Annotated in this window: 13 protein-coding genes and 1 other RNA gene; 7 read left to right on the forward strand and 7 right to left on the reverse strand. The window is 59.6% G+C overall.

What is annotated here, in order from left to right; all coding sequences use genetic code 11:
* Position 1 precedes the first annotated feature (1 nt).
* Both ssrS and ACTNB1_RS00250 read right to left on the reverse strand, forming a co-directional pair.
* Positions 2–203: non-coding RNA, 6S RNA (gene ssrS / locus ACTNB1_RS00245), on the reverse strand.
* Positions 204–205: 2 nt separating this feature from the next.
* Positions 206–517, reverse strand: a complete 312-nt coding sequence (locus ACTNB1_RS00250; RefSeq protein ID WP_441167284.1) for a DUF1292 domain-containing protein — start codon at positions 515–517, stop codon at positions 206–208.
* 213 nt (positions 518–730) lie between these two features.
* On the opposite strand from ACTNB1_RS00250, the gene ACTNB1_RS00255 reads away from it, so the two are divergent.
* Entirely contained in the window at positions 731–3397 is a 2667-nt protein-coding gene (locus ACTNB1_RS00255; protein WP_441167725.1) for a transglycosylase domain-containing protein, read from the forward strand.
* Between the two features lie 45 nt (positions 3398–3442).
* Here ACTNB1_RS00255 and ytvI read toward each other — a convergent pair whose 3' ends face one another.
* Positions 3443–4522: a sporulation integral membrane protein YtvI gene (gene ytvI, locus ACTNB1_RS00260; protein WP_441167286.1), complete on the reverse strand. Its 1080-nt coding sequence runs from the start codon at positions 4520–4522 to the stop codon at positions 3443–3445.
* A 176-nt stretch (positions 4523–4698) separates the two neighbouring features.
* On the opposite strand from ytvI, the gene ACTNB1_RS00265 reads away from it, so the two are divergent.
* The 3 genes from ACTNB1_RS00265 (at position 4699) to ACTNB1_RS00275 (ending at position 7685) form a co-directional block, all read left to right on the forward strand.
* A complete protein-coding gene (locus ACTNB1_RS00265) occupies positions 4699–5139 on the forward strand; it encodes an ACT domain-containing protein (RefSeq protein ID WP_441167288.1) in 441 nt (146 codons plus the stop codon).
* Positions 5140–5169: 30 nt separating this feature from the next.
* Complete coding sequence (locus tag ACTNB1_RS00270; protein WP_441167290.1) at positions 5170–6381, forward strand: homoserine dehydrogenase; 1212 nt, start codon at positions 5170–5172, stop codon at positions 6379–6381.
* Between the two features lie 80 nt (positions 6382–6461).
* Positions 6462–7685, forward strand: coding sequence for an aspartate kinase (locus ACTNB1_RS00275; RefSeq protein ID WP_441167291.1), 1224 nt, complete (start codon positions 6462–6464; stop codon positions 7683–7685).
* A 56-nt stretch (positions 7686–7741) separates the two neighbouring features.
* Here the strand turns inward: ACTNB1_RS00275 and ACTNB1_RS00280 are convergent, their stop codons facing one another.
* The 4 genes from ACTNB1_RS00280 to ACTNB1_RS00295 are packed head-to-tail and all read right to left on the reverse strand — an operon-like array spanning position 7742 to position 12475.
* Complete coding sequence (locus ACTNB1_RS00280) at positions 7742–9166, reverse strand: DUF4340 domain-containing protein (protein ID WP_441167292.1); 1425 nt, start codon at positions 9164–9166, stop codon at positions 7742–7744.
* On the reverse strand, positions 9166–10620 hold the full coding sequence (locus tag ACTNB1_RS00285) for a Gldg family protein (protein ID WP_441167293.1): 1455 nt from the start codon (positions 10618–10620) through the stop codon (positions 9166–9168). The genes ACTNB1_RS00280 and ACTNB1_RS00285 overlap by 1 nt, the downstream gene beginning before the upstream one ends.
* On the reverse strand, positions 10620–11483 hold the full coding sequence (locus ACTNB1_RS00290; RefSeq protein ID WP_441167294.1) for an ABC transporter permease subunit: 864 nt from the start codon (positions 11481–11483) through the stop codon (positions 10620–10622). The genes ACTNB1_RS00285 and ACTNB1_RS00290 overlap by 1 nt, the downstream gene beginning before the upstream one ends.
* Positions 11480–12475 (reverse strand): ABC transporter ATP-binding protein, encoded by a 996-nt coding sequence (locus tag ACTNB1_RS00295; protein WP_441167295.1) that lies wholly within the window; start codon positions 12473–12475, stop codon positions 11480–11482. Before ACTNB1_RS00295 ends, ACTNB1_RS00290 begins: the two co-directional genes overlap by 4 nt.
* 178 nt (positions 12476–12653) lie before the next feature.
* Between ACTNB1_RS00295 and ACTNB1_RS00300 the strand changes: the two genes are divergently transcribed.
* From ACTNB1_RS00300 to ACTNB1_RS00310, 3 genes are all read left to right on the forward strand, one after another.
* On the forward strand, positions 12654–13208 hold the full coding sequence (locus tag ACTNB1_RS00300; RefSeq protein ID WP_441167296.1) for a hypothetical protein: 555 nt from the start codon (positions 12654–12656) through the stop codon (positions 13206–13208).
* 93 nt (positions 13209–13301) lie between these two features.
* Positions 13302–13976: a response regulator transcription factor gene (locus ACTNB1_RS00305; protein WP_441167297.1), complete on the forward strand. Its 675-nt coding sequence runs from the start codon at positions 13302–13304 to the stop codon at positions 13974–13976.
* Positions 13973–15205, forward strand: a complete 1233-nt coding sequence (locus tag ACTNB1_RS00310; RefSeq protein ID WP_441167298.1) for a sensor histidine kinase — start codon at positions 13973–13975, stop codon at positions 15203–15205. Before ACTNB1_RS00305 ends, ACTNB1_RS00310 begins: the two co-directional genes overlap by 4 nt.

The raw sequence follows: 15205 nt of genomic DNA on the forward strand, positions 1-15205 counted from the left end.
GGGGGACCCCGCTCTGGCCGTGCGGATCCATTTAAAACCTGCACGAAGTGGCAGGTGGGTCGCCTCCATGACGCTTCGTTGCTTCCAACTTCCAGCCGCCCTCGGTGGGGCGCCGGGAGGCCTGCAGTCCACGTCATGAGTGGGGCATCCCGTTTCAGAGATGTGGGTTTAAATAAAACCCGTCACGCACCGAGCAGGAATCACTTTAGGTTTCTTCTTCGTCCGCGAAGAGTGACTCCATAAACTGCTGATAGACCAGCTCCAACTCCTCCTCGCTGTCCAAGGTGGAGAGCTGTTCCTCGCCGTCTACGGTCACAGCCTTGAGGATGATCAGGCCATACTCCTCGTCGTCCAGATCTACGTCCTGGACATTGTCCCCCTCCTCGCCTTGAACAGCGGGGAAGAAGGCCATATAGGTCTGGCCGTTGTACTCCAGTGTGTCCAGATGCTCCAGCTCAAATTCATTTCCGTCCTCGTCGGTGACGGTGATGAAATCAGGGCCAAATTCTTCACTCATATTGGGCACCATACCTTCCTTTTCTTCGTCTATTATTGTAGCGTGCCCAGCGAAAAAATGCAAGAGTGAGACGAGCCAAAATTTTACGAAGCACAGAATGTGGAAATACAGGAAAGACATAGGGTGGACAAAGGGGCAGAACGTGATATAATATATACTATTGTATTATACCCTTTGACTGTTCCACCTGAAAACGGAGGTGCCATTTTGTCAGTGACCAGCAATCAGAACCCGCGTCCTGAGCGACGGAGAAAAAAGCCGTCCACGACCACTGTGGTGTTTTCCACCATAGGAAAGGTAGTGGGTACGCTTTTCCTCATCGGCCTGATCACGTCGGTGATCCTGGCCTGCTTTGCGGCTAATTATATCCGCACGGTCATCATCCCTCAGGCCCATCTGGACGCCAACTTTGTTATGAACCAGACCAGCACCATTTATTATAAGGATTCGGAGACCGGCGAATATGTGGAGCATTTGGCGCTCCATGGCAGTGAGAACCGAAAACTGGTGGAGCTGGATCAGATCCCTAAGTCTCTGCAGCAGGCTACCATTGCCATCGAGGATGAAAACTTTTACAAGCACAATGGCGTGAGTTGGAAGCGTACCCTCAAGGGCGTGCTGCTCATGTTTACCGGCGGAGACATCCAGGGAGGCTCCACGATTACCCAGCAGCTGATCAAGAACGTCACCCAGTACGACGACGTGACGGTTAAGCGTAAGATCCTGGAGATCTTTACTGCTCTGGACTTTGACGCGACCTATTCCAAGGATCAGATCCTGGAGTGGTATCTCAATTATATCTATCTGGGCGACGGCTGCAACGGTGTAGCAACCGCTGCGGAGAACTATTTCGGCAAGGATGTGTCGGAACTGACCCTGGCCGAGAGCGCCAGCCTCATTTCCATTACCAATAACCCCACCATCTACGGTCCCTATTCCACCGTGCGTATGACCAACAAAGACGGAGAGGTCACCACCGGGCGGGAGCGGAACAAGCAGCGCCAGGAGCTGGTGCTGTGGAAGATGCTGGACCTGGGGATGATCAGCCAGGAAGAATATGACGCGGCCGTTGCGGAAGAGCTGAACTTTGTCCGCGAGCAGGATGAGAAAAAGCCCACTACCATTTATAACTGGTATGACGAGCAGGTTATTTCCGACGTCATTGAGGACCTGATGGACGAGTTTGGCTATTCCGAGCAGATCGCCGAGGACATGGTGCTCTCCGGCGGCCTGAAGATCTACGCTTGTGTGGACCCGGAGATCCAGTCCGTAGTGGAGTCGGTCTATTATGACCGCAGCAACCTGGATCTGGTATCCAAGAGCGGTCAGGAGATCCAGTCTGCCATCGTCATCATCGACCCGGAAGGGAACGTGGTGGGTCTGGCAGGTGCCCTGGGGGAGAAGGAGGGTAACCTCCTGCTCAACATGGCCAGCGGGACCTACCGGCAGCCGGGCTCCTCTATTAAGCCCTTGTCTGTCTATGCTCCGGCACTGGAGTATGGCGTCATTAGCCCGGCAACCGCTATTGACGACTATCCGGTGCAGGTGTACAGCGGTAAGGCCTGGCCTGTCAACTCCTACTCCCATTATAAGGGCCTGATGAATCTGGCACCGGCCATCGCCGTATCCTCTAACCCCGTGGCGGTGCGGACGCTGGAGCAGCTGGGTGTGGAGACCTCCTTCCAGTTTATGCAGGAGAACTTCCATATTGACTTGGTGGAAGAGCTGGTAACGGGCGGCGAGGTCAAGAATGACTACGGTACCAGCCAGTTGGCTCTGGGCGGTCTGACCAAGGGCGTCAGCGTTATGGATATGGCGGCCGCCTACTCCGTGTTCCCTCGGGACGGACTGTATATAGAGCCCAAGACCTACACCAAGGTCACCCGTGAGGTAGACGGAGTGGAAGAGGTGCTGCTGGACAATACAGAGAGCGAGCCGGAGGCAGTTCTGTCCACCAAGACTACCTGGTATGTGAATGAACTGCTCAAGGGCGTGGTCAACGGCAAGTACAGCGGTGCCACCGGTACCGGAGCGCAGCTTTCCGGCATGACTGTGGCGGGCAAGACCGGTACCACCACGTCCAGCAACGACAAGTGGTTCGTGGGCTATACGCCCTATTATACAGCCGCCGTTTGGGTGGGCTATAAAAACCCGGAGCAGGTCAAGAGCAGCAGCAACCCGGCGGTCAGCATGTGGAAAAAGGTCATGGCGCCTATCCACGAGGGACTGGAGAACAAGAGCTTCAGTTCGGCCAGCGGGACCAAAACGGTGCAGATCTGTCAGGACAGCGGCCTGCGGGCCACGGAGGCCTGTGCCGCCGATCCCCGGGGCAGCAGAGTTATCAGCGTCACGCTCTTTGAAGAGGATATCCCGGCAGAGTCCTGTGATCTGCACAAGGAGGTAGAGGTCTGCACGGCCTGCCCGGTGCTTGGGTCTGATGGGACGGCCATTTCCGGTCTGTATCACCTGGCGGGTGAGTTCTGTCCCCGGGAGGCCAATGCCGCTCTGGGCATTACTGAGGGCACAGTGAAGACGATCGGAATCCTGGACTATACCAGAGAGAATGTGGGTGGAGCTGTGGCCCGTGACAGCAGCTATCTGTACAGCTTCCTGGAAGCCCAGGGAACCTGTACGACCCACACCTCTGCACCTGTGGAGCCTCCGGCGGAATATGATCCCTATTCCTTCAACCGGTATGATCCCTCCACATGGCCCACGCAGGAGCAGTGGCCTGGCTTTGATCCGGCGGATGAGACCACCTATCCGGACTATAATCTGCCGCCGGTGACGACGCCTACGCCGGGTGGTGAGACGACTCCGCCGGTAACGGAGACAACGCCGCCGCCCGCGGCCTCACCCACAACGTCTGCTCAACACTAAAGAATGAAAAATGCCCCGGAGTGCATACGGCGCTCCGGGGCATTTTTATAAGCTGTTCCAGAAAGTCTGGGGGATGCCGAAGGACCAGAGCTGCTTTGCCAGCACCAGCAGCAGAGGAGCCAGGATCATACCTGCCACCCCAAAGGCTTGGAAGCCCACATACATCCCGGCCAGAGCAGCCAGCGGGTGGAGCCCCACGCGGTGGCCGACCAGCTTGGGCTCCAGCAGACTGCGCATCAGGGTGACCAGTCCGCACAAGACCAGCAGCCCCACACCCAGCAGCGTACGGCCGGTGAGCAGAGCACCCACTCCCCAGGGGACCAGCACCACCGCCGCGCCGAAGACCGGCAGAGCATCCAGAAGAGCAATAAGTCCGGCCAGCAGCAGGGCCAGTTCCACCCGCAGCAGAAGCAGGCCGACGGTGAGTTCCCCGAAGGTGATGAGCATGAGCAGCAGCTGGGCCCTGAGCCACCCGCCCAGGGCCTGCTTCAGGCCGTTTTTCAGCTGTCGGGCTTTCTCCTGCCAGTGCTCCGGTGCGTTTTGCCTGATCAGCTCCAACAGCTCCGGCCGGCATGCGCACATCAGATAGGTGGCCAGCAAAGCGGTCACCAGGAAGAGAGAAAGCGCGGGCAGCACGGAGATACCGCGTCCCACCATCGTGGTGAGGATTTCATAGAGACGGGCCGGCAGACCGGCGCCCTGTTCCATCATCTCCTCCAGAGCGGTCTTCACCGGTTCCTGTGCGGGAACGGGCAGCGCCACAAGGAAGCGATAGAGCCTGCTCTCCAATGCCGCGGCCAGCTCCGGCAGACCGGACATAAGGGCGGGCAGCCGGCCCAGCAGTACAGTGAGCTCATATCCCGCCCGCCAGAGCAGCAGGCCGATGCCCGCTGCCAGACCGCCTGCCAGGACCACCACGCACAGCCCCGCGGCCCAGCGCCGGCCCATGCCTGTCCTCCGAATGAGGAAGCCTACCGCCGGCTCCAGCAGGGCAGACAGACCCAGCGCAACGAGGAAGGGAAGCAGCCAGGGGAGCAGCACCCGGATAGCCAGCCACAAACCGGCCGCCAGCAGCCCAACACCGGCCAGCCGGAGGAAAAAGCGCAGGCGTCTGTTGTCTTGCATCGTCATCCCTCCTCCCACTGGATATGTATAAAATGACGAAAAATGGAGGAGCGGACCAGCCTGAAATCGGCACTCAAAGGGTACTGGAGCCCTTGCGGCAACGGGGTGGGTGTGCTACAATAGACCACAAGACGCAGACAAATGACTTTCCAATAAGGACAGTCGGGAGGTTATCCATGGGAAAGACACCCAACTATTTTATCGTGGAGGCCAGCGCCCTGCCTGAGGTGTTTTTGAAGGTGGCGGAGGCCAAGCGCCTGCTGGAGACCGGTGAGGTGGACACGGTGAACCTGGCGGCCCGGCGGGTGGGGATCAGCCGCAGCGCTTTTTATAAGTATAAGGATGCGGTGCAGCCCTTTAACGATATGCTCCACGGACGTATCGTTACCTTTCAGATCCTGCTGAAGGACGAACCGGGGGGATTGTCCTCCGTCCTGCGTATTTTTGCCCAGAGCGGCGGGAATATTCTCACCATCAATCAGGCTATCCCGGTGAACGGCTGTGCGGCGGTGACCATCGGAGCGGAGACATCGGGGCTTCAGACCTCTCTGGAAGAGCTGCTGGAGCAGGTACAAGGCCAGGAGGCCGTCCTGCGCTGTGAGATTTTGGCGGGCTGATGCCTGCATGACAGAAAGGAGAACGATACCATGGTGAATGTGGCGATCCTGGGTTTCGGCGTGGTGGGCTCCGGTGTAGCGGAAGTCCTGGCCACCAACGGCCCCCATATCGATCGGAAGGTGGACGATCTGATCCGCCTGAAATATATCCTGGACGTGCGGGATTTCCCCGACAGCCCCTTTGTCGACAAGGTGGTGCATGACTTCAGCATCATTGAGAATGATCCGGAGGTCAACATCGTGGTGGAGACCATCGGGGGCGCCAAGGTGGCCCTGGACTTCACCCGTCGGGCGCTGATGGCGGGGAAGAGCGTGGTCACCTCCAACAAGGAGCTGGTGGCCGAGCACGGCTGTGAGCTGCTGCGGCTGGCCCAGGAGAAGGGTGTCAGCTATTTGTTTGAGGCCAGTGTGGGTGGGGGTATTCCCATCATCCGGCCTCTGAACCAGTGCCTGGCGGCCAATGAGATCCAGGAGCTGTGCGGCATCCTCAACGGTACCACCAACTATATCCTGACCCGGATGATCCGGGCGGGTCTGAGCTTTGACGCGGCCCTGAAGGAGGCCCAGGCCAACGGCTATGCCGAGCAGGATCCCACCGCCGATATCGAGGGCCACGATGCCTGCCGCAAGATCTGTATTCTGGCCTCTCTGGCTTTTGGGCGGCATGTCTATCCCCGCCAGGTGCCCACCGAGGGTATCACCAGCGTTACTCTGGCAGATGTGGCTTACGCCGAATCCTGCGGAAAGAAGATCAAGCTTCTGGGCAGGGCCATCCACCGGCCTGACGGCAAGGTGTGCGCCTACGTGGCGCCCCACCTGGTGGATCAGGAGGATCCGCTGGCCGGCGTGGAGGACGTGTTCAACGCCATTACGGTGAAGGGCAACGCCATCGGCGACGTGATGTTCTACGGCCGGGGTGCCGGCAAGCTGCCTACCGCCTCCGCTGTGGTAGCCGATGTGATTGACGCTGCCAAGCATCGGGACGAGAAGAAGCGGATGTTCTGGTCGGAAGGCGGGGAGGACGTGACCGTGTCTCCCGCCGACCTGGAGAGCGCCTGGTATGTCCGGGTGGAAGGGTCTGCGGAGCAGGTAAAGGCCGCTTTCCCGGAGCGGACTCTGCTGGCCCGGGCGGGCGCCCCGGAAGGGGAATTCGCTCTGGTGACCGAGCCTATGACCCGCGCCGCCCTGGATGGACGGCTGAGCGGGCTGAAGGTATGCTCGGTCTTCCGGGTGCTGGATTGACCGGTACTGCTGCCGCTGCATAGGATAAGGCAGCGGGCGGCAGTATAGATTTTCCTGTGATTTAGGGGGTACAAACACCAATGGGACTTATCGTGCAAAAGTTCGGCGGCAGCTCCGTCGCGGACGCGGACCGCATCCGCAACGTGGCCCGCATCATTACTGAGACTTATCGCCGGGGCCACAACGTCGTGGCGGTGCTCTCCGCTCAAGGCGACACCACCGACGACCTGATTGCCAAGGCCGCGGAGATCAATCCCAACGCTTCCAAGCGGGAGATGGATATGCTTCTCTCCACCGGCGAGCAGATCTCCTGCTCCCTGTGTGCCATGGCTATTGAGGCTATGGGCTATCCTGTGGTTTCCCTGACCGGCTGGCAGGCCGGGTTCCGCACTAATTCTGTATACGGCGACGCCCGGATCAAGCGGGTGAATACCGAGCGAGTGCTGGCCGAGCTGGACAAGAAAGCCATCGTGATCGTCACCGGCTTCCAGGGCATCAACAAGTATGAGGATATCACCACTCTGGGCCGGGGCGGCTCGGACACCTCTGCGGTGGCACTGGCCGCCGTGCTCCACGCCGACCTGTGCCAGATCTATACCGACGTGGACGGCGTCTTTACCGCCGATCCCCGCACGGTGGCGGGCGCCTTCCAGTTGGAGGAGATCACCTATGACGAGATGCTGGAGCTTGCCACCCTGGGCGCCCAGGTGCTCCACAACCGCTCGGTGGAGATGGCCAAGCGGTATGGCATCAGCCTGGAGGTACTCTCCAGCTTTTCCGGCAGACCGGGTACGAAAGTCAAGGAGGTTGCGAAGACCATGGAAAAAATGCACATCAGCGGGGTAGCCTGCGACAAGAAGGTGGCCCGCCTGGCGGTAGTGGGCCTGCCCGACGAGCCGGGCGTTGCCTTTAAAATCTTCTCTCTGCTGGCCAAGGAGAACGTGAACGTGGACATCATCCTGCAGTCCATTGGCCGGAACAACACCAAGGACATCAGCTTCACCGTGGGCAAGCAGGACATGGACCGCGCCAAGCAGGCTCTGGAGGACCACAAGACTGCTCTGGGCTTCGATCATATCGACGTGAACGACTCCATTGCCAAGGTGTCCATCGTGGGCGCCGGTATGGTACACAATCCCGGCGTGGCCGCCAAGATGTTCGAGGCCCTGTACAACGCCGGCATCAACATCAACATGATCTCCACCAGCGAGATCAAGGTCTCCGTCCTGGTGGATCTGCCGGAGGCTGACCGTGCGGTGCAGGTCATCCACGACCGGTTCTTCCACGAGTTCAACGGCAACTGAGACATACGAAAAACACCTGCCGCAGGCTGAATGCCTGCGGCAGGTGTTTTTTGCAGTTACGACTCAAACAGTGCCTGGATCTGCTCCGTCAAGCTGGTAACCGCGCTGCGGTCCACCAGCCGGCTGCTCTCGCCGGTGAAGGAGGCCAGGCAGGAACCGGTGTCCCAGGAAGACAGGGTCAGAGTCAGCTGGGAGAAGTCGTCCCCGGTGTTGCGATGGAAGGTGAAGGAGATCAGGGTGGACGCTCCGGTGCTGCCGGAGGCGTCTCCCGTGGCGGTCAGACTGTTGATGGAGGAGAGCATGTTCCCCACCTCGGTGCTGTCCAGCTCCTGACCATTCCAGGTGTAGAGGGTCGTGGTCTCCACCTCGGCGTCCTCGTCCTCGGAGTCGGACTCCACCTCAGTCACGTCAAAGGAGATGGTGTAGGTGGTGCCGTCCAGAGTGATGTCCAGCTGGTCCACCGTATCCCAGTCCATAGAGCAGATGGAATCGGACCGCAGGGAGGAGTAGGAGGCGTAGCGCAGGCTGTCTGCGGTTTCAGTGTCAATGAGATATACCATGGTGGAGCCTTCCAGCATGGCGTAGGTCCCGTCGTCACAGGTGCCGCCCAGCCGCAGGGCGAAGGTTTCTTCCTCGGCGGTTTCCTCACCCTCGTCGATGGCGGCGGTGTAGGAGGCGGTAATGATCACCGCGCTGTCGTCATCCAGTCCCCAGGCTGCCAGTTCCTCATCGTCTACGTTATAGGTGAGGCAGGATTTCCAGTACAGGCCGGTGATGGAGCTGGTGAGGGAGCTGACCTTGCTGCTGTCCAGCGCCAGGAGGGAATCGCCCTGCTCCAGGAACCAGTGCTTGTCGGCATCGTAGCTCAGGCCGGCACTATCCTCTTCATAGCGCAGGGACAGGCTGCCGCTGGGCTGCTCCACAGACAGAGCGGTGACGGAGCCGAATTCCGGCAGGTCCTCCATCTCCACCATGTCGTACAGATCCAGATTAAAGGCGTCGTGGAGCTCGGAGCCCACCAGATACACGGTGTCCTCGTCTCCGTTGCAGAGCAGATAGTATTCACCCGTCAGCTCGTTCACATCTCCGAAGGCGTAGGTGTACTCCGTTCCGTCCTCGTCCAGGGCGGTGATGGTGAGCACAGGTTCGTCCAGTCCGTAGTCCTCCAGGGACTCCGGCGTATCGATCTGCCGGCTGGCGGAGGCGGAGGAGAGAGCGGAGGTCATATCCTCCGGTACGGTTTGATCCAGGGGGAAGGCGGTGTCGTCGGCGTAAGTCCAGCCATCCTCGCCGCTGTTTTCCAGGGTAAGAGTGCCGCTGTCATCCGTCCAGGACAGCTGGGTGGGAGTCTCCGGTGCGGCCAGGGCGATGCCCTCCTCTTCTTCGTCCGGTTCGGCAGTCAACTGCCGCACCCCGAAATAGCAGGCGGCCAGAACTGCCAGGGCCAGACACAGGAGCAGCAGTTTGCTTCCTCGTTTCATCAGCGTTTCCTCCTAACTATGGTCACATAGGCTCCCGCAATGAGGAAGGCCGCCGGCAGAGTGACCACCAGGATCAGGCTCCAGGTAGAAGCATCAGCGGAGGGAACCGTCAGATATTCCGTGGACAGGTCCTTGGCCCGGATGGAGATGGCGCTCTCACGCTGGCACATCCAGTCCAGAGCGTTGAGGAACAGGTCGGTGTTGGCGCCCGACACCATCAGGTCGGTTTCCTGTTCAAACATGAAGCTGGTGGTGAGCCACACGATACCGGTGGTGCCGCCCTCTACCTCCTCGGAGATGGCCACACCCAGAGAGAAGGGTCCATCGATGTCGCCGTCCTCCTTGTCGTAGGTGGTCAGATTGTAGCCGTCCGGCTTGGAATAGGAGGAAGAGGTAGTGGTGAGCAGAGAGGTGACGCTGAGCCCCTCCCGCAGCTCGTCGGCAATGTCAATACCCTGAGCTACCGGCATCAGCACATAGTAGCCCTCATTGGACAGGGGAGAGGTGATATCGTGGCTGCCGATGTCAGGCAGCAGGTAGTAGTTGGAGCCCCGCAGGTGGTGGCTGCTGTCTCCCTCCAGAACAATGCCGTCTGTCAGAGAGGTGCCGTAATACTCCATGACCTCTGCCAGGTTGGGCATTTCCGTCTCGCTGTAGTCGGTGACCAGCAGCAGTTTGCCGCCGCCCTGAAGATAGGTGAGGAGCATATCTTTTTCATCTGCGGAAATGTCGTTCTGAGGAGCGTAAATAATGAGGGCGTCGGCATCCTCAGGAACCGCGTCTTCCGTGAGCAGGGTCAGCTCCTCCAGAAGCAGATTTTCCTCCTCTGCGCCGCTGGACAGGCTGGAGGGCAGCTCGCTCTCACCGTGGCCGGTCAGAGTGTACACCACCGGCAGATCTTCATTGGTCACGTAGTCTATGGCGGAGGTGAGCTGGCTCTCTCCGTCAAACTGGGTAGACGCGGTACCGGTGGTATAGTAGGAGGAATAATCGGTGACATAGATGTCGTAGTAGCTGATATAGCGGCTGCGGTCACCGCAGACTACGATCAGGGAGTTGTTGTACAGAGTCTCGCTGGTATACTGCTGGGCAAAGTTGGGATAGACCACCGGATCTTTCCGCTCCACCTTCAGGTTTTTGGATAGGTCCTCATAGCGATCCAACAGTTCTCCGATGGTATCATCCTCGGTGTCGCTCTGTACGATCCAGTATACGTTGACCTCTTCCTCCAGAGCAGACACCATCTGCTGAGTCTGGGAGGACAGGGAATAGAGTCCGGTGCTGGTCAGATCGATCTTGGTCCAGTCGGCGGGCAGGACGCCCACCACAAGGTTGACGGCCACAGCGATGGCCACTACGACTGCTGCTGCCGCCAGGCTGTAGCCGCCTGCCCGGAAGCTCCGGGTGCGGAAAGAGCCCTTAATGGCGGCGGCGCTGGGTTTTTTCCATTTCATCAGCTCCACCTCCGCTTCTCCATGGACTGCACCGCCAGGAAGAGCGCCACGGCGATGATGGAGAGATAATAAATGACCGCCGTCCAGTCAAACATGCCATCCACGAAGGTGTCGAACCGGGCAAAGACGGACAGCCCGTCCACCACCCGGCCGAAGAGGCCGGAGAAGGAGTCGGAGGCTGTGAGGTAGGTGACGAACAGGATACCCTCGCCCACCAGACCGGTGATGATAGCGGCGGGAGCGGAGCGGGTAAAGACCCGGACCAGAATGGCGATCACCAGGACTGTGACCAGCAGGGCGCCCAGAGAGGCGCCGGCGGAGCTGGGCACGAAGGAGGACAAAGAGGACATGAAGTACAGCAGCAGCATGACGCCAAAGCACAGTCCGGCGGCCACCGCCTGATTTTCCGTCAAAGAGGAAATAAGCAGCCCGATTGCGGACAGGGCAGCAGACAGCAGGAAGAAGCCTACCAGTGCACCGTAGGCGGTGGTGAAGGAGACTGTGCCGAAGGTAGACAGCAGCAGGGGATAGAAGATCATTACCACGCAGGGAACCGCTACCACGGTAACCATAGCCAGGTATTTGCCCAACACAACCCGGGTCATGCCCACCGGCAGGGTGTAGAGCAGCTGATCAGTCTTCTGCCGACGCTCTTCCGCGATGACCCGCATGGTCAGGATGGGAATGGCGATAAGGAAGATGATGGTCATGGCCTGGAGCACATATTCAAAATTGGGGTAGCCGCTGCTCAGGTTGTAGAACATGGTGTAGATACCGGAAAAGAGCAGCAGGAAAGCGATAAATACGTATCCGGTCATACCGTGGAAGTAGGAGCGCAGCTCCCGCTGATAGATGGCGGTCATACTTCCTCCTCCTTTTCCTCAGGTTCCTCAGACGCGTCCGGAGCGGGCGCTTCCGGCTGATCGGCGGCGGTCAGCTCCAGGAACACGTCCTCCAGGCTGGCCCGACGCATATCCATCCGCAGGATGGGCAGATCATGGGCGGCGCAGGCATGGAAGGCGGCCTCGCTCAGGTCCGCAGGGGGATCAGTCTCCAGAGAGACGGCGGTGCGGCCCTCCTCACCGGTCGGACGGCAGGTAAGGCCGCTCACACCCGGGAGACGCTCCAGAACGGCTTTTGCCTGTTCTTCACTGCCCTTTACGGTGAGTTCCAGAGTGGCAGTGCCTGCAAACAGCTTTTCCAGATTGTCCGGGGTGTCGCTGGCCACCAGCTTGCCCTTGGAAATGATCATGATCTGCTGACATACAGCCCGCACTTCGGAGAGGATATGGCTGCTGAGGATGACAGTATGATTTTTTCCCAGCTCCCGGATCAGGTCCCGGATCTCAATGATCTGAATGGGGTCCAGTCCTACGGTGGGTTCGTCCAGAATGACCACCTTTGGCTCTCTCAGCAGGGCCTGGGCAATGCCCACCCGCTGCTTGTAGCCCTTGGACAGGTTCTTAATGAGCCGGTCCCGTACCCCTTCGATCTGGGTGACCTCCATGGCGTGCTTGAGCTGCCGCTTCCGATCCTCCCGGCTCACCCCTTTGGCCTGAGCTACAAAGCCCAGATACTCCAGAGGCGTCATGTCCAGATACAGCGGTGGCTGCTCGGGCAGGTAGCCGATGAGAGCCTTGGCCTTGGCCGGTTCTTCAAAAATATCGTGGCCGCCGATGCGCACAGTGCCCTCCGTGGCGGCCAGGCAGCCTGTCATGATATTCATGGTGGTAGATTTCCCGGCGCCGTTTGGCCCCAGGAATCCATAGATCTGCCCCGGCTCCACCGTCAGGCACAGGTCTGACACCGCGGTGTGGCTGCCGTAGCGTTTGGTGAGATGGTCGATCTCGATCAAATCAGATCCCTCCTTACTTCCATGCCTGTCGGGCGCGGGCCTGGCAGACATTACCCACATTATAGGTGCGGGACTTAAAAGCAACTTAAAAGGAGGGCTTAAAGCTGTTTTTGAGTTGGGGGCGTATGATAGGTCCCAAGGGGCGACGCCCCGAACTCACGATTTGGAGGTAATCTGTATGAAACATCATAATAAATGGATGGCTCTGGGCCTGGGTATGGCCCTGGCACTGACTATGGCCGCCTGCTCTCAGCAGGAGGCGGAGGAGACGGCCAGCCCCTCGCCCGATCCCACCAACACTCCGGCAGAGGAAGAAGTTGTAGAGAGTCCGGCTGATACCGCCGGAGTGGAGGACGAGATCGCTGCCACCCTCACCATGACGGCAATCTTTCAGGATGAAGCCGGGGCCTCTCTGGCTGACACCACCATCCGCTTCACCGCAGGGGATACCGAGGCGGAGTATCTGACGGATGAGAATGGGACCCTGACGGTGGCCAGCCTGCCCGCAGAGGGTACGGTGGAGGTGGCTGTACTGGACCTGGACGGCGCTGAGACCGCCTCTGCCGTACTGGAGCTCAGTGAAGGCTCGGTCACCGACGTGACGGAGCAGGAGGACGGCACTGTCGCCGTGACTCTGCTTTCCGGCACGGATGAGATCTCTCTCTCCTTTGTACAGCAGGAGGACGGCACCCTTTCCTGCGCCCTGGAGCTGAGTGAGGAGGCTGACGCCTGAGAAAATTTGCAAATTGTTTAAAAACCAGCCATATCCAGGGCACATCCTCCCACTACACTGTCTCCTGACTTCAAATGAAAGGGACTGGTGTACATGCGTATCCTGGTGGCCGACGACGAGCGGGATTTGGCTCAGGCGCTGGAGGCCATGCTGAAGCGGGAGCATTATTCTGTGGATGTAGTGTATGACGGGCAGGATGCCCTGGATTATGGACTGGCTGAAAATTACGACTGTCTGGTATTGGATATTATGATGCCCCGCCGAGACGGGCTGGAGGTGCTCCATCAGCTGCGGGAGAAGGGGGTATCCACCCCCGTACTGCTGCTCACCGCCAAAGGCGAGGTGAGCGACCGCATCCGCGGCCTGAACGCCGGGACTGACGATTATCTGTCCAAGCCCTTTGCCATGGGAGAATTCGTGGCCAGGGTGCGGGCACTGACCCGGCGCAGCGGAGCCTTTACACCGGATCAGCTGACGGTGGGAGACCTGACCCTGGACCGTACTACCTTTGAACTCTCGGCCAACGGTTCCTCGGTGCGGCTGGGGAACCGGGAATACCAGTTGCTGGAGCTGCTGATGCGCCAGCAGGGCCGGTTTTTATCCACCGAGGAGCTGATGGAGCGGATCTGGGGCTATGAAAGCGAGGCGGAATTAAGCGTCGTATGGGCATACATTTCCTATCTGCGCCGAAAGCTGGAAAGTCTGCATGCCAACGTGCGCATCGCAGCCAGCAGGGGGCGGGGATATATGCTGGAGGCCGGGACATGATCCGCACTCTGCGGCGGCGTTTTCTTCTGATCGCGCTGGCCTCTCTGGCCGGGACGCTGACTGCGCTCTGTCTGGTCATTAATCTGGGCTATCGCTATATGACCACCGACCGGGCAGATGAGGTCATTCAGCTCCTCCACCAGAACGCCGGCCAATTTCCGGAGCCGGAGGCTCCGGTGGACCCCGCCGCTTTTCCCGGTTTCCAGATCACCATGGAGACCCCCTTTGAGACCCGTTACTTTGTCGTGCGTTTGACCAGTCAGCTGGAGGTAGCGGATGTGGACACCGACCACATTGCTGCCCTGGACCGGAAACGGGTGGTGGAGCAGGTGGAGTACATCCTGGACTCCGGCCGGACTTCCGGGTACAGCGGATATTACCGCTACGGCATTTTTAACGAAGAGGACGGCGGTCAGACCATTGTGGTGCTGGACTGCTTTCTCCAGCTCCAGGCCGCCAGCAACGTGCTGCGGCTGACGCTGCTGGCCTCCCTGGCCTGCGTGGCCATTGTATTTTTGCTGTTGGTGCTCCTCTCTCGCCGGGTGGTGCGGCCTTTTGCGGAAAATCTGGAGAAACAGCGCCGGTTTGTTACCGACGCCTCCCATGAGCTGAAAACACCCTTGGCTGTCATTTCGGCCAACACTGGCCTGCTGGAGGCCAGCATTGGGGAAAATCGCTGGCTGGAGAGCACTCAGGTGCAGGTGCGTCGGCTGGACCGGCTCATTGGCCACCTGGTGGAACTGGCCCGCTCCGAGGAGGCTCTGCCGGAGGCGGAAGCTGAGCCGGTTGAGTTGAGCCGCATTGCTGCCGCTCAGGCAGAGGATTATGGACCTCTGGCTCAGGCCTCCGGCAAGACTCTGGAGAGTGATGTGGTCCCCAACCTGGTGGTGCGGGGGGTCACCGAAAATCTGAAACGGCTGCACACCCTGCTGCTGGATAACGCAGTCAAGTATTGCGATGCCGGCGGTGTGATCCGACTCACTCTGACCCAGCAGGGTCGCTGGGCGGTGCTGGCTGTTTCCAATCCCTGTGCCGGGCTGGACCCGGCCCAGATTCCCCGACTGTTTGACCGGTTTTACCGGGCCGATCCCTCCCGATCCCGGGAGACGGGCGGCTACGGCATCGGACTGTCCACTGCCCGGGCCATCGTCCAGCGGCACAAAGGCAAGCTGACTGCTGCCATGGAGGGTGACCGGGTGACCTTTACCGCCCGTCTGCCGTTAACATAA

It is taken from the genome of Flavonifractor sp. HCP28S3_F3, assembly GCF_052065355.1.
GTDB lineage: Bacteria > Bacillota > Clostridia > Oscillospirales > Oscillospiraceae > Flavonifractor.

Excerpts from the sequence above, each read along its gene's own strand:
- ACTNB1_RS00250 (WP_441167284.1), bottom strand. The coding sequence starts at position 517 with ATGAGTGAAGAATTTGGCCCTGATTTCATCACCGTCACCGACGAGGAC.
- ytvI (WP_441167286.1), bottom strand. The coding sequence starts at position 4,522 with ATGCAAGACAACAGACGCCTGCGCTTTTTCCTCCGGCTGGCCGGTGTT.
- ACTNB1_RS00265 (WP_441167288.1), top strand. The coding sequence starts at position 4,699 with ATGGGAAAGACACCCAACTATTTTATCGTGGAGGCCAGCGCCCTGCCT.
- ACTNB1_RS00270 (WP_441167290.1), top strand. The coding sequence starts at position 5,170 with ATGGTGAATGTGGCGATCCTGGGTTTCGGCGTGGTGGGCTCCGGTGTA.
- ACTNB1_RS00275 (WP_441167291.1), top strand. The coding sequence starts at position 6,462 with ATGGGACTTATCGTGCAAAAGTTCGGCGGCAGCTCCGTCGCGGACGCG.
- ACTNB1_RS00280 (WP_441167292.1), bottom strand. The coding sequence starts at position 9,166 with ATGAAACGAGGAAGCAAACTGCTGCTCCTGTGTCTGGCCCTGGCAGTT.
- ACTNB1_RS00285 (WP_441167293.1), bottom strand. The coding sequence starts at position 10,620 with ATGAAATGGAAAAAACCCAGCGCCGCCGCCATTAAGGGCTCTTTCCGC.
- ACTNB1_RS00290 (WP_441167294.1), bottom strand. The coding sequence starts at position 11,483 with ATGACCGCCATCTATCAGCGGGAGCTGCGCTCCTACTTCCACGGTATG.
- ACTNB1_RS00300 (WP_441167296.1), top strand. The coding sequence starts at position 12,654 with ATGAAACATCATAATAAATGGATGGCTCTGGGCCTGGGTATGGCCCTG.
- ACTNB1_RS00305 (WP_441167297.1), top strand. The coding sequence starts at position 13,302 with ATGCGTATCCTGGTGGCCGACGACGAGCGGGATTTGGCTCAGGCGCTG.
- ACTNB1_RS00310 (WP_441167298.1), top strand. The coding sequence starts at position 13,973 with ATGATCCGCACTCTGCGGCGGCGTTTTCTTCTGATCGCGCTGGCCTCT.